The organism is Streptomyces sp. NRRL B-1347, assembly GCF_000720325.1.
GTDB lineage: Bacteria > Actinomycetota > Actinomycetes > Streptomycetales > Streptomycetaceae > Streptomyces.
In genome coordinates this window covers 1-13,581 of sequence record NZ_JOJM01000032.1, presented here as the reverse complement: position 1 = coordinate 13,581, position 13,581 = coordinate 1, and the positions used below count along the sequence as shown (strand labels likewise).

The 13,581-nt window shown below is 75.2% G+C and carries 9 protein-coding genes; 6 read left to right on the top strand and 3 right to left on the bottom strand.

The annotated features are described in order from the left end of the window. Positions 1–47 precede the first annotated feature (47 nt). Both IG74_RS0125175 and IG74_RS0125170 read right to left on the bottom strand, forming a co-directional pair. The gene (locus tag IG74_RS0125175) at positions 48–1,844 is read right to left on the bottom strand and encodes a DUF5691 domain-containing protein (protein WP_234334451.1); all 1,797 of its coding nucleotides are present in this window, start codon (positions 1,842–1,844) and stop codon (positions 48–50) included. 17 nt (positions 1,845–1,861) lie between these two features. Further along, positions 1,862–3,289: an SWIM zinc finger family protein gene (locus IG74_RS0125170; protein ID WP_030681609.1), complete on the bottom strand. Its 1,428-nt coding sequence runs from the start codon at positions 3,287–3,289 to the stop codon at positions 1,862–1,864. 202 nt (positions 3,290–3,491) lie between these two features. Between IG74_RS0125170 and IG74_RS0125165 the strand changes: the two genes are divergently transcribed. The 5 genes from IG74_RS0125165 to sucD all read left to right on the top strand — a co-directional run bounded on the left by IG74_RS0125165 (position 3,492) and on the right by sucD (position 11,086). Then, entirely contained in the window at positions 3,492–4,646 is a 1,155-nt protein-coding gene (locus IG74_RS0125165) for an ATP-binding protein (protein WP_030681607.1), read from the top strand. Continuing rightward, on the top strand, positions 4,643–7,162 hold the full coding sequence (locus IG74_RS0125160) for a DUF5682 family protein (RefSeq protein ID WP_234334450.1): 2,520 nt from the start codon (positions 4,643–4,645) through the stop codon (positions 7,160–7,162). Before IG74_RS0125165 ends, IG74_RS0125160 begins: the two co-directional genes overlap by 4 nt. Positions 7,163–7,374: 212 nt before the next feature. Then, positions 7,375–8,571 carry a VWA domain-containing protein gene (locus tag IG74_RS0125155; RefSeq protein WP_030681602.1) on the top strand — a complete coding sequence of 399 codons (1,197 nt, stop codon included), beginning with the start codon at positions 7,375–7,377 and terminating at the stop codon, positions 8,569–8,571. A gap of 430 nt (positions 8,572–9,001) precedes the next feature. Further along, positions 9,002–10,180, top strand: coding sequence for an ADP-forming succinate--CoA ligase subunit beta (gene sucC, locus IG74_RS0125150; RefSeq protein WP_030681600.1), 1,179 nt, complete (start codon positions 9,002–9,004; stop codon positions 10,178–10,180). Between the two features lie 21 nt (positions 10,181–10,201). Beyond that, a complete protein-coding gene (sucD, locus tag IG74_RS0125145) occupies positions 10,202–11,086 on the top strand; it encodes a succinate--CoA ligase subunit alpha (protein WP_030681598.1) in 885 nt (294 codons plus the stop codon). A gap of 70 nt (positions 11,087–11,156) precedes the next feature. Here sucD and IG74_RS0125140 read toward each other — a convergent pair whose 3' ends face one another. Then, complete coding sequence (locus IG74_RS0125140; protein WP_030681596.1) at positions 11,157–12,305, bottom strand: helix-turn-helix domain-containing protein; 1,149 nt, start codon at positions 12,303–12,305, stop codon at positions 11,157–11,159. Positions 12,306–12,481: 176 nt separating this feature from the next. Here IG74_RS0125140 and IG74_RS0125135 point away from each other — a divergent pair. Then, positions 12,482–13,581, top strand: a 1,100-nt coding sequence (locus tag IG74_RS0125135; protein WP_234334453.1) for a DUF6350 family protein, incomplete at its 3' end; no start/stop codon positions are given.

Here is a 13,581-nt window from a genome sequence, read left to right as displayed (position 1 = left end):
GACTGCGGGGCGCTGCCCCGGCGGGCCGGGCCGGGTGGTGGCGTGTCTCAAGGCGTGAGCTCCTCCCGCATCACCGCGCGCAGGCGCAGGGTGGTGACCAGGCGCTGGAAGGCCTCCGACCAGTAGCCCCCGGCGCCGGGCGCGGCGTCCTCGTGCTCGTCCGGCACGGCCGTGAGGGCGTCGAGCCGCACGGCTTCGGCGGGGTCGAGGCAGCGCTCCGCGAGGCCCATGACGCCGCTGAAGCTCCAGGGGTAACTGCCCGCGTCGCGCGCGATGTTCAGCGCGTCCACCACCGCGCGGCCGAGGTCGGGGGCCCAGGGCACGGCGCACACGCCGAGCAGCTGGAAGGCCTCGGACAGGCCGTGCGCGTCGATGAAGCCCGCCACCCACGCGGCCCGCTCGGGCGCGTGCAGGGCGGCGAGGAGCTTGGCGCGCTCCGCCAGGGACACCGCGCCCGGCCCCGCCGCGTCCGGCGCCGAAGGGGAGCCGAGCAGCGCCCGCGACCAGGTCGCGTCGCGCTGGCGGACGGCGGCGCGGCACCACGCGGCGTGCAGCTCGCCCCGCCAGTCGTCGGTGACGGGGAGCGCCACGATGTCGCCGGGGGCGCGGCTGCCGAGTCTGCTCTGCCAGGTCGCGAGGGGAGCGGCCTCCACCAGCTGGCCCAGCCACCAGGAGCGTTCGCCCCGTCCCGCGGGCGGCTTGGGGACGACGCCGTCGCGCTCCATGCCCGCGTCGCACTCGTGCGGGGCCTCCACGGTGAGCGTCGGCGTGCTCGCGGTGCGGTCGAGCGCCACGCAGGAGGAGGCGCGGTCGGCCATGCGGGCGGCGAGCGCCGAGGTCGGCAGGGCGGACAGGAGCTCGGCGGCCGTGGAGCGGACGTTGCGGCTGCGGTCGCCCAGGGCCTGCTCCAGGAACGGCTCGTCGGCCGGGCCGAGGCCCGTGCGCAGCGAGTCCAGGAACATCAGCCGGTCCTCGGCCCGCTCGGTCGTCCAGGTGTCGGCCAGGAGCTCGCGCGCGGCGGCGGGGTCGTGTGCCCGCAGGGCGGCCAGGAGCGCGACGCGCTCCGCGAACAGGCCCTCCTGCCAGCGGCGCGCCACCTCCGCCCCGTCCTGCGCGGCGGTGGCCGTGGCGCTGTGCGGGGCGGCGCGCAGCGCGAACTTCCAGTCCGGGTTGAGCGCCGCGAGCCACAGGGCGCGCGGGCCCGCGAAGGCCAGGGCCTGGGGGCGCAGGTCGGTGCGGCCGCGGGCCGCGTTCAACAGCGCGGGCAGCAGCTCCGGCGGGGCCGCGAAGTCCCGGTCGTTGGCCAGGGCCAGCCACTGGGGCAGCAGCTCCATCAGGTCGGGCGCGGTGCCCCGGCGGCCTCCGCCCGCGGTCGGGTGGTCGGCGAGCAGGCTCGCGAGGCGGCGCCGGGCCGCGGGCGGCACGACGGGCCGGGGATCCTCGGGAGCGGGCTCGGGGCGCGCGGCGGCGGGCGCCGGGCGCAGGCCCGCCCTGCGGTGCACGGTCTGGACGGCCGCCGCGTCCAGGAGGGCGGTGGGAGCGTCCCTGCCGGGCGCGTCCAGGTGCGGCGCACGCCGGTCGGTGCCCAGGAGCGCCGTCGTGACGAGCTCTTCCCACGGGGTGCGGGTGAAGACGGCGGCGGCCTGGCCGGGCAGTTGGCCCGCCGGTGCCGGTGCCGGTGCCGGTGCCGGTGCCGGTGCTGGTCCTGGTGCCGGTCCCTGGGGCTGTGCCTGCGCCTCGGGCGGTGGGGCCGTCGGCTCCGTCCAGGGCGTACGCGGCTCCCGCGCGCGGGCGGCGGGTGTGGGTGTGGATGTGGACGTGGACGTGGACGTGGATGTCGGCATCTTCGCTCCCTCTCCTCTCACAGCCGCACGGTTTCCGTCGTGCCGTCCGCCCAGGCCGCCAGGGGGGTGAAGCCCCGGTGGCCGCACTCGCCGAAGACGGTGAGCGGGGCGCCTCCGGACAGGGCGACCAGGCGCCAGAGGCCGGAGCGGGACGCGGCGGACGGGGCTATGGGCAGGGCCGATGCGCCGTCGGCGTCGGCCAGTTGCCATTCGGCGGTGGCGCCGGGGCCGCCGCCCCTGCCCGACGCGGTGGCGCGGGCCGGGACCGGTATCACCCGGGCGAGGGTGGTCGGCCAGGCGTCCAGCCACGGGTCGACGCGCAGCGCCTCGCCGTAGCGGGCCGTCGCCTCCCTCGGGGGCAGGCCCGGCGGGCGGCCCGTGGTGGGGGCCGGGGCAGTGAACTGCTCGCCCAGGTCGGCGCGGAGCCCGTGCACCGCCGGTTCGGCGGCGTACGGCACCAGTTCGGCGTCCAGGGCCAGGCCGACCGGCAGGCTGAGGGCGGGGGCGCGGCCCGCCGCCCCGTACGACAGGAGCAGGGCGGTGCGCCCGGACCGCTCGCCGTGCACCCAGACGCGGCGCGTGGTGAGCTTGCTGTCCGCCGTGTCGTACTGCGCGAGGACCTGCCAGTTGTCCCTGATCGGTGCGGACCGCTCCGGTGCGGGCAGGCCGACGCGGGAGCGGACCGTGGCCGCCAGCGGGGCGGGCAGCTCGTCGCGGCGCAGCCAGCCCGAGGCGAGCAGGTGCAGCAGGGCGCACTCCTCCAGGAGCCGGGCGGGCCAGCCGGAGCCGGAGGAGCGTATCGCCCCCAACTCCCGCACCCGCGCGGCGAGTCCGGGAGCCTGGGCGTCGACCATGCGGGCGGCCGTCTCCTCCCACAGGCCGTATCCCGACTGCTCGGCCGTGGCCAGGCCGCCGCGCAGCAGGTCGGACAGGCGGCGCTCCAGCTCCGTCGCGCCCGCCGTGACGCGCTCGGCGCGGCGCTCCGCCCGCTTGCGCGCGGCCTCCGGATCGGCGGTCGTCCGCTGCGGCGCCGCGGCCGCACTCCGCTTCGTCTCCGCCCGCTTGCGCCGCGAGTCCAGCCACTGCCGCGCCCAGTCCGGCGGCAGCGCGCTCTCGGGCACCGCCCCGGACGCCCCGTCAGAACCCGCGGAGCCGTCCGGGCCCGCCCAGAGCAGCAGCAGGCCGAGCGCGTGCTTGCAGGGGAACTTGCGGCTCGGGCAGCTGCATGTGTACGCCGGGCCCGCCGCGTCCGCCACGTCGATCACCGTCTGGTACGGCTTGCTGCCGCTGCCCTTGCACAGTCCCCACACCGCCCCCTCGCCCGAACTGCCCGTCTGTGCCCACGGCCCGGCCGTGCCGAGCCTGCTTCCCGCCTTGCGTGACGGTGCGTCAGGTGCCAGTGCCAGCACCTGGTCCGCCGTCCAGCGCACCCCCTGCTGAGTCATGTCGTCGACGGTAGGTCCCGCCACTGACAATCAGCCGCGAGTACGTCCTTTACGCAGGTCAGAGTCCTGTCGAGGGCGATTGTCAGTGGCGTGGTGCACCGTGGGAACCACATCGCGGCCAAGCCGTCGGCGAGGCCGCGTCGTTGCCGACGCATGCGCGCTTCGGGTGGCTCGCGCATGCCCGAGCTTGAGGGGGACCACCATGACCGTTTCCGTGGAGCCGACCGGCGGACGCGCCGCATCCGTGAGGCCCGCGGAGGGCGGCGGGGCGAGCGCGGCACAGGAGCTGCGGCCGCACGCCGAGGACGCCTTCGCCGCCGAACTCGCCGCGCTCGCCGGGCAGGACGACCGGCCGCGCCCGGCCCGCTGGCGGCTCTCGCCCTGGGCCGTGGCCACGTATCTGCTGGGCGGCACGCTGCCGGACGGGACCGTGATCACGCCCAAGTACGTGGGCCCGCGCCGCATCGTCGAGGTCGCCGTCACCACGCTCGCCACCGACCGCGCCCTGCTGCTGCTCGGCGTGCCCGGCACCGCGAAGACCTGGGTGTCCGAGCATCTTGCGGCGGCGGTCAGCGGCGACTCGACGCTGCTGGTGCAGGGCACGGCGGGCACCCCCGAGGAAGCCATTCGCTACGGGTGGAACTACGCGCAGCTGCTCGCCCACGGCCCCAGCCGCGACGCCCTCGTGCCCAGCCCGGTGATGCGCGCCATGGCCGAGGGCATGACGGCCCGGGTCGAGGAGCTGACCCGCATCCCCGCGGACGTACAGGACACGCTGATCACGATCCTGTCGGAGAAGACCCTGCCCATACCGGAGCTGGGCGAGGAAGTGCAGGCCGTCCGCGGCTTCAACCTGATCGCCACGGCGAACGACCGCGACCGCGGGGTCAACGACCTGTCCAGCGCGCTGCGCCGCCGCTTCAACACGGTCGTCCTTCCGCTGCCGGCGAGCGCCGACGCCGAGGTCGACATCGTCGCGCGCCGCGTCGACCAGATCGGGCGCTCCCTCGACCTGCCCGCCGCGCCCGACGGCATCGACGAGATCCGCCGCGTCGTCACGGTCTTCCGCGAGCTGCGCGACGGCGTCACGACGGACGGCCGTACGAAGGTGAAGTCGCCGAGCGGCACGCTCTCGACGGCCGAGGCGATCTCCGTGGTCACCAACGGCCTGGCGCTCGCCGCGCACTTCGGGGACGGCGTGCTGCGCCCCGGTGACGTCGCCGCGGGCATCCTCGGCGCGGTCGTGCGGGACCCGGCGGCGGACTCGGTGGTCTGGCAGGAGTACCTGGAAGCGGTCGTGCGCGAGCGCGACGGGTGGAAGGACTTCTACCGCGCGTGCCGCGAGGTGAGCGCATGACGACCGCCACGGAAAGGGCCGGCGGGCCGCTGCTGCTCGGGGTGCGGCACCACGGTCCCGGCTCCGCGCGCGCGGTGCGGGCCGCGCTCGACGCCGCGGCTCCGCGGGTGCTCCTGATCGAGGGCCCGCCGGAGGCCGACGACCTCGTACGGCTCGCCGTCGACGCGGACATGCGGCCGCCGGTCGCCCTGCTCGCGCACGTGGTGGACGAGCCGGGCCGGTCGGCGTTCTGGCCGCTCGCGGAGTTCTCGCCGGAGTGGGTGGCGATCCGGTGGGCCGTGCGGCGCGGGGTGCCGGTGCGGTTCATGGACCTCCCGGCCGCGCACACGCTCGCGCGCCGCGAGGAGGAGCCGGGCCCCGGCAGGGGCGACCCCATCGGCACGCTCGCCGGGGCCGCGGGGTACGACGACCCGGAGCGCTGGTGGGAGGACGTGGTCGAGCACCGGGGGGCGGGCGCCGACCCGTTCGCCCCGTTCGAGGCGCTCGGCGAGGCCATGGGGGCGCTGCGCGAGACCCCGGGCGGCGACGGCGAGGGCCGGGACCTGCTGCGTGAGGCGTACATGCGGCTGCAAGTGCGGGCGGCACAGCGGGAGTTCGGGGCCGAGGGCGTCGCCGTGGTCTGCGGGGCCTGGCACGTGCCCGCGCTGCGGCAGCGGACGACCGTGGCCGCGGACCGGGCCCTGCTCAAGGGCCTGCCGAAGGTCAAGGTCGACATGACGTGGGTGCCCTGGACGCACCGCCGCCTCGCCCGTACGAGCGGGTACGGCGCGGGCATCGACTCGCCCGGCTGGTACGGCCATCTGTTCGGCGCGCCCGACCGGCCCGTCGAGCGCTGGCTGACCAGGGTCGCGATGCTGCTCAGGGAGGAGGGCAGGATCGTGTCGTCCGCGCACGTCATCGAGGCGGTGCGGCTCGCCGACACGCTCGCGGCGATGCGCGGGCGGCCCCTTGCCGGGCTCACCGAGACGCTGGACGCGGTGCGGGCCGTGATGTGCGACGGCTCGGACGTGCCCCTCGCCCTGGTGCACGACAGGCTCGTCGTCGGCGACGTGCTCGGCGAAGTGCCGGAGTCCGCCCCTGCCGTGCCGTTGCAGCGGGACCTCAGCCGCCTCCAGCGCAAGCTGCGGTTCAAGCCGGAGGCGCTGGAGCGCGAGGTGGAGCTCGACCTGCGCAAGGAGACCGACGCGGCGCGCAGCAGGCTCCTGCACCGGCTGCGGCTGCTCGGCGTCGGCTGGGGCGAGCAGGCTCAGGCGCGCGGCAGCACCGGCACGTTCCGGGAGACCTGGCGGCTGCGGTGGGAGCCGGAGCTGTCGGTGCGGGTCGCCGAGGCCGGGGTGTGGGGCACGACGGTCGCGGCCGCGGCGACCGCCAAGGCGCGGGCGGACGCCGTGGGTGCGGAGGCCCTCGCCGACGTCACGGCCCTGGCGGAGCGGTGCCTGCTGGCCGAGCTGCCGTCGGCCCTGCCGGTGGTGATGCGGGTGCTCGCCGACCGGGCGGCCCTGGACGCGGACGTGGGCCGTCTGGCGGAGGCGCTGCCCGCGCTGGTGCGGTCGCTGCGGTACGGGGACGTGCGGGGCACGGACACCGGGGCGTTGGGGGAGGTGGCGCTCGGGCTCGCGGAGCGGGTGTGCGTGGGGTTGCCGTCGGCCTGTGTGGGGCTTGACGCGGAGGCGGCCGAGCGGATGAGGGGCCGCGTGGACGCGGTGCATGGGGCTGTGGGGTTGCTGGGGTCGCTGGGGGGTTCGGCCGCGGCTGAGCCCGGGGGCGGTGACACGGTGCTGGGCGACGGGAGCTGTGCCCACCCCTCAGCGGAGATCGCTCGTGGTGGTCTTCGGGCGCGTTGGCTTCGGGTGTTGCGGGGGATCGCTGAGGGGGAGCGGGTCGTCGGGGGTGTCCGGGGGCGGTGTGCTCGGTTGTTGATGGATGACGGGGTGCTGGCGGAGGGGGAGGCCGCGCGGTTGATGGGGCTCGCTCTGTCGCGGGGGAGCGAGCCGGGGGAGGCGGCCGCGTGGATCGAGGGGTTCGTCGGCGGGGGCGCGGGCGGCGGGATGCTGCTGGTGCACGACGAGCGGCTGCTCGGGCTCGTCGACCAGTGGCTCACGGGGGTGTCGGCCGAGGCGTTCGTCGACGTGCTGCCGCTGCTGCGGCGGACGTTCTCCGCGTACGAGGCGGGGGTGCGGCGCACGCTCGGCGAGCTGGTGCGGCGGGGGCCCGGGCGGGGCGGGGCCGCGGCGGTCGCCGCGGGGGTGCCCGGGTTCGCCCAGGAGCTCGACCGGGAGCGGGCGGACGCGGTCCTGCCCGTGCTGGGGCTGTTGCTGGGGCTCGGGGGCGGCAGGGGCGGGGCCGGAGGAGCGGACGATCGACTCGAAGGCGGTGGTGTGGTGTACGGGAGTGCCGACGACGGTGACGGTGACACGGGCTGGGGCGGCGGCCGTGGTGACGGCCGCGGCAGCGGCTCCGGCGGTAGCCGGGCCACGGCTGTGCGGGACAGCGGCCTCGTGGGGGTGACCCGATGACGGGCGCGGGTGGTGTGGCGGGCGCGGCTGGCGTGACGGGAACGGCTGGTGTGACAGGCGCGGGTGGTGTGACAGGCACGGGTGGTGTGGCGGGCGCGGCTGGCGTGGCGGGCACGGGTGGTGTGACAGGCACGGGTGGTGTGGCGGGCGCGGCTGGCGTGGCGGGCACGGCTGGTGTGACAGGCACGGGTGGTGTGACAGGCACGGGTGGTGTGACGGGCCCGGCTGGTGTGGCGGGCCCGGCTGGTGTGGCGGGCGACGAGCGGCTGCGGCGGTGGCGGCTCGTGCTCGGCGGGGACGGGCCGGACGGCACCGGCCGCGCGCTGACCGGGCGGGACGCCGCGATGGACGGGGCGCTGTCCTCGCTGTACGGGGGCGGTGGGCGCGGGAAGGACCGGGGGCAGGCGCGTGCGGCGGGGCTCGGGGCGTCGGCGCCGTCGGTCGCGCGGTGGCTCGGTGACATCCGGACGTACTTCCCGTCGTCCGTCGTGCAGGTCATGCAGCGCGACGCGATCGACCGCCTCGGGCTCTCCGCGCTGCTCCTGGAGCCGGAGATGCTGGAGGCGGTGGAGGCGGACGTCCACCTGGTCGGCACGCTGCTCTCGCTGAACCAGGCGATGCCGGAGGAGACGAAGGACACCGCGAGAGCCGTCGTGCGCAAGGTCGTCGACGACCTGGAGAAGCGGCTCGCGACCCGCACCCGCGCCACGCTCACCGGCGCGCTCGACCGCAGCGCGCGGGTGCGCAGGCCCCGCCACCACGACATCGACTGGAACCGCACGATCGCGGCCAACCTCAAGCACTACCTGCCCGAGTACAGGACGGTGGTCCCCGAGCGCCTCGTCGGGTACGGGCGGGCCTCGCAGGCGGTGAAGAAGGACGTCATCCTCTGCGTCGACCAGTCCGGTTCGATGGCGGCGTCCGTCGTCTACGCCTCGGTGTTCGGCGCGGTCCTCGCGTCCATGCGGTCGATCAGCACGCGGCTCGTGGTGTTCGACACCAGCGTCGTCGATCTGACGGACCAGCTCGACGACCCCGTGGAGGTGCTCTTCGGCACGCAGCTCGGCGGCGGCACCGACATCAACAGGGCGCTCGCGTACTGCCAGTCGCGCATAGCCCGCCCCGCCGACACGGTCGTGGTCCTGATCTCGGACCTGTACGAGGGCGGGATACGGAACGAGATGCTGAAGCGGGTCGCGGCGATGAAGGCCTCCGGAGTGCAGTTCGTGACGCTGCTCGCGCTGTCCGACGAGGGGGCGCCCGCGTACGACCACGACCACGCGGCCGCGCTCGCCGCCCTCGGCGCTCCGGCGTTCGCCTGCACCCCCGACCACTTCCCCGAAGTGATGGCCGCCGCGATCGAGCGCCGCCCTCTGCCCGTACCGGACCGGAGTAGTACTCCTCGGTAACGGGTCGTGCGGCCTTCGCGGGCGGGACGGCGAGCGGCGGTGTCCGGGCCCTCGCGAGGGCGGCGCGCCGTGCGGCGACTGATCGCGGGAGCGAACGGGTGGGGTCCGTCGAGAGCGTCACCGGCGGGGCCCGCCGGGGCCCGGAGGCCGTGAGGGACCGCGCCGAAGGGCCGCTCGCGGCCCGCCCGCCTACCACGTCGGGCACGATCTGTGACCGTCATCACCGCGCAAATGTGATCTGCGATTTAGGGACGCAGGTCCCACGGCGATAACCTGCGAGACGGACATGCCGCGTACCGGACTCTTCGGCTACGCCTCCCTTGTGACAGCGCAGTCACGTTGCCCTTCGCGGCACGCCCACGCAGAGCACGCAGAGACTGAAGCCGCTAAGCGACAGCGGCGCGAGATCACTGAAAAGGGACGGACGCGCGTGGACCTGTTCGAGTACCAGGCGAGGGACCTCTTCGCCAAGCACGGTGTACCGGTGCTGGCCGGTGAAGTCATCGACACGCCTGAGGCGGCGCGCGCGGCGACTGAGCGCCTTGGCGGCAAATCGGTCGTGAAGGCGCAGGTGAAGGTTGGTGGCCGCGGCAAGGCCGGCGGCGTGAAGCTGGCGGCGACGCCGGACGAGGCCGTCGCTCGCGCGACGGACATCCTCGGCATGGACATCAAGGGCCACACGGTCCACAAGGTGATGATCGCCGAGACGGCCCCGGAGATCGTGGAGGAGTACTACGTCTCCTTCCTCCTGGACCGCACCAACCGCACCTTCCTCTCCATCGCCTCCGTCGAGGGCGGCATGGACATCGAGGAGGTGGCGGCCACCCGCCCGGAGGCCGTCGCCAAGACCCCGATCGACGCCAACAAGGGCGTGACCCCGGAGAAGGCGCGGGAGATCGTCGAGGCGGCGAAGTTCCCGGCCGAGGTCGCGGACAAGGTCGCCGACGTCCTGGTGACGCTGTGGGAGACCTTCCTCAAGGAGGACGCCCTCCTCGTCGAGGTCAACCCGCTGGCCAAGGTCGCCTCCGGCGACATCCTGGCCCTGGACGGCAAGGTGTCCCTGGACGCCAACGCCGACTTCCGCCAGCCGGAGCACGAGGCCCTCGAGGACAAGGAGGCAGCCGACCCGCTCGAGGCTGCCGCCAAGGCCAAGGACCTCAACTACGTCAAGCTCGACGGCGAGGTCGGCATCATCGGCAACGGCGCGGGTCTGGTCATGTCGACCCTCGACGTCGTCGCGTACGCCGGTGAGAACCACGGCGGCGTGAAGCCGGCCAACTTCCTCGACATCGGCGGCGGCGCCTCCGCCCAGGTGATGGCGAACGGCCTGGAGATCATCCTCGGCGACCCGGCGGTCAAGTCCGTCTTCGTCAACGTCTTCGGCGGCATCACCGCCTGTGACGAGGTCGCCAACGGCATCGTCCAGGCGCTCAAGCTCCTCGAGGAGAAGGGCGAGAAGGTGGAGAAGCCGCTCGTCGTCCGCCTCGACGGCAACAACGCCGAGCTGGGTCGCAAGATCCTCTCCGACGCCAACCACCCGCTGGTGCAGCGTGTGGACACCATGGACGGCGCGGCCGACAAGGCCGCCGAGCTCGCGGCTGCGAAGTAAGGGACGAGGGACCAAACAGCCATGGCTATTTTCCTCAACAAGGACTCCAAGGTCATCGTCCAGGGCATGACCGGTGCCACGGGCATGAAGCACACCAAGCTCATGCTGGGTGACGGCACGAACATCGTCGGCGGCGTGAACCCGCGCAAGGCGGGCACCACGGTCGACATCGACGGCACCGAGATCCCGGTCTTCGGCACCGTCGCCGAGGCGATGGAGAAGACGGGCGCCAACGTCTCCGTCCTCTTCGTGCCCCCGGCCTTCGCGAAGGCCGCCGTCGTCGAGGCCATCGACGCCGAGATCCCGCTCGCGGTCGTCATCACCGAGGGCATCGCCGTCCACGACTCCGCCGCGTTCTACGCGTACGCCGTGGAGAAGGGCAACACGACGCGGATCATCGGTCCGAACTGCCCGGGTCTGATCACCCCCGGTCAGTCGAACGCGGGCATCATCCCGGGCGACATCACGAAGCCGGGCCGCATCGGCCTGGTCTCGAAGTCCGGCACGCTCACGTACCAGATGATGTACGAGCTGCGCGACATCGGCTTCTCGTCGGCCGTCGGCATCGGTGGCGACCCGGTCATCGGTACGACGCACATCGACGCCCTGGCCGCGTTCGAGGCCGACCCCGACACCGACCTGATCGTGATGATCGGTGAGATCGGCGGCGACGCCGAGGAGCGTGCGGCGGACTACATCAAGGCCAACGTGACCAAGCCGGTCGTCGGCTACGTCGCGGGCTTCACCGCGCCCGAGGGCAAGACGATGGGCCACGCCGGCGCCATCGTCTCCGGCTCCTCCGGCACGGCCGCCGCGAAGAAGGAGGCCCTCGAGGCCGCCGGGGTGAAGGTCGGCAAGACCCCCACCGAGACGGCGAAGCTGGCCCGGGCGATCCTGGCCGGCTGACCTCCACGGTCCTGCGAAGCGGGCCCGCACCCAGAATCTGGGTGCGGGCCCGCTTCCGTGTTCCGCGACGCTAGTACGCCTGGGGGGTCAGCCGGTCGGGGCCGGGGTTCGGGGCCGACCGGAGCTTCTGTTTGAGGGTCTCGTCCTCGGGGGTCAGGGGGCCCGGGCCCATCCTCGGAGGGACGCCGCTGATGGCCTTGCCCGCGGGCACGGGCGGTTCGTAGCGGGTGGGGGCCGTGCGCAGGGTCAGGGCGGTGGCGGTGACGATCAGCGCGGTGAAGGCGATGGCGGCACGGGTCCACAGACGGGCGCGGCGCTCGCTGGCGGTGCGGACGCGGGCCGGTCGCGGGACGGCGAGCCGCTCCGCGCGGCCGAGCGCGGTCAGCCGCTCGGTCAGGGCCTCGGGCCGGTCGGCGATGCCGAGGTCCGAAAGCCGCTCGGCCATCGCCCCGCGGGCGCTGAGCAGCCGTCCCGCCGCGGCCGGAGTGCTGGCCTCCGTCTCGGCGGCGGTCTCGGGCAGGTCGAGCCCGACGCCGTCGTAGAGCATCAGGGTGCGGCGCTGCGCGGGCGGCAGGCCGAGCAGGACGTCGAGGACGGCGCGGTCGGAGGCGTCGGCGGGCGGCGTGTCCGGGTGCCGCAGGCCGGGGCGGAAGCGGTGCCAGGGGGACAGCGCGTACTCGTGCGTGGCCGCGCGGACCCAGCTCGCCGGGTCGCGGTCCACGGCGACCTCGGGCCAGCGTTGCCAGGCGAGCTGGAAGGCGCGCTCCACGGACTCCGAGGCGAGGGCGCGGTGGCCGGTGAGGGCGTAGGCCTGGCGGAGCAGGCCCGGGGCCGTACGGGCGCAGAGGGTGTCGAAGGCCTCTTCGGGGGTGGTCGGAAGGGCGGATTCCGCCAGCGCGTCGGCTGAGGAAGCGGCCGCGGTCGAAGCAGCGGGGGCCGAGGCTGCGCAGGCCGGGGCGGCGGCGGCCGGGGCCGCCGGTTCCGCGAGGGACGCCAGGAGCTTCGCGTAGGCCGCGCGCCTGCTGCCGCGCGGTTCCGTGCGGCCGGACTCCCAGGAGCGGACGGTCTCGCGGGTGACGCCCACGAGCGCGGCGAGCTGGGCCTGGGTCAGCGGCTTCGCCTCGCGCAGCCTGCGGCGCTCCTTGGGGGGCGGCAGCGAAGGGGGTCCCCCCTGCTCGGTCGGGGCCGAGAGGCTGGGGGAGGCCGGGCTCTGGGTCATGGCCGGCCGTCCCGCCGTACGAAAAAGAACATAAACGTATCTTGGGCGACACATCCGGTATTCGCGTGTTACGCGAAGAAAGCGCGTGTCGTTGGGAGCATGGCCGGGTGACCCATCTCACCGACTCCGACTCCGGTTCCTGGCCGCCGCCGCAGGAGCAGCCGAACCCGTCCGTCGTGGCGGGGCGGACGCATGACGGGTCGTCAGGGTTCGCCACGGGGGTCCTTGGCGGGGCGATCGCGGCGGGCCTCGGGCTCGGCGCCCTCGCGGTCCTGGTGATGGTCCTGTGGATCAGCTCGCCGTACCCGGACAGCGGCCCCGACGGCGCGCTGCACGTGGCGGCGGCGCTGTGGCTGCTCGCGCACGGCACGGAGCTGATCCGCACCGACACGCTGTCCGGGGCGTCCGCGCCGGTCGGGGTGGTGCCGCTGCTCCTGCTCGCGCTGCCGTGCTGGCTGCTGCACCGGGCCGCGCGGGACGCGGCCGATCCGGAGGGGCGCGCGATGGGGGTGCGCGCGGCGTGGTGGGGCGTGGTCGCGGGCTACCTCCTGGTGGGGCTCGCGGCCACGCTGTACGCGGCGGGCGGTGCGCTGCGGCCGTCGTGGCCGAGCGCGGCGTGGCACGTGCCGGTGCTCGCGGTGGCGGCGGCGGGCTCGGGGGTGTGGGCGGCGCACGGGCGGCCCCGGGGGCCGCTGCCGGAGGCGGTGACGCGCGCGTGGGAACGGCTTCCCGCCGCGTTCCGGCGCTTCTTCGTACGGGAACGGGTGCTCGCCGCGGGCCGGGCGGCGACCGCCGGGACGGTGGTGCTCGTGGGCGGGGGCGCGCTGCTCGTCGGGGTGTCGCTCGTGCTGCACGGCGGCCTGGTGCGGGAGTCGTTCCTGGGGCTCACCGGGGTGTGGTCGGGGCGGTTCGCGGTGCTCCTGCTCGCGCTCGCGCTGGTGCCGAACGCGGCGGTGTGGGGCGCGGCGTACGGGCTCGGGCCCGGGTTCGTGCTCGGTACGGGGACCGTGGTCGGGCCGCTCGGCGCGCAGGCGGCGCCGCTGCTTCCGGAGTTCCCGCTGCTCGCGGCGGTGCCGGGAGCCGGGGCCGGGTCGCCGTTCACCTGGGCGGCGGGGGTGGTGCCGGTGCTCGCGGGGTGCGCGGTGGGGTGGTTCGTGGCGGGGGCGGCGGCACCGGCGTTCGGGGAGCGGGAGGCGGCGTGGCCCGCGGGCCGGACGGCGCTCGTGGTGGTGGGCGCGGCGGTGGGGTGCGGGGGTGCGTGTGCGGTGCTCGCGGG

Coding starts and splice junctions, on each gene's coding strand:
- IG74_RS0125140 (WP_030681596.1), bottom strand. CDS start 12,305: ATGACCCAGAGCCCGGCCTCCCCCAGCCTCTCGGCCCCGACCGAGCAG.
- IG74_RS0125175 (WP_234334451.1), bottom strand. CDS start 1,844: ATGCCGACATCCACGTCCACGTCCACGTCCACATCCACACCCACACCC.
- IG74_RS0125165 (WP_030681607.1), top strand. CDS start 3,492: ATGACCGTTTCCGTGGAGCCGACCGGCGGACGCGCCGCATCCGTGAGG.
- IG74_RS0125160 (WP_234334450.1), top strand. CDS start 4,643: ATGACGACCGCCACGGAAAGGGCCGGCGGGCCGCTGCTGCTCGGGGTG.
- IG74_RS0125170 (WP_030681609.1), bottom strand. CDS start 3,289: ATGACTCAGCAGGGGGTGCGCTGGACGGCGGACCAGGTGCTGGCACTG.
- sucD (WP_030681598.1), top strand. CDS start 10,202: ATGGCTATTTTCCTCAACAAGGACTCCAAGGTCATCGTCCAGGGCATG.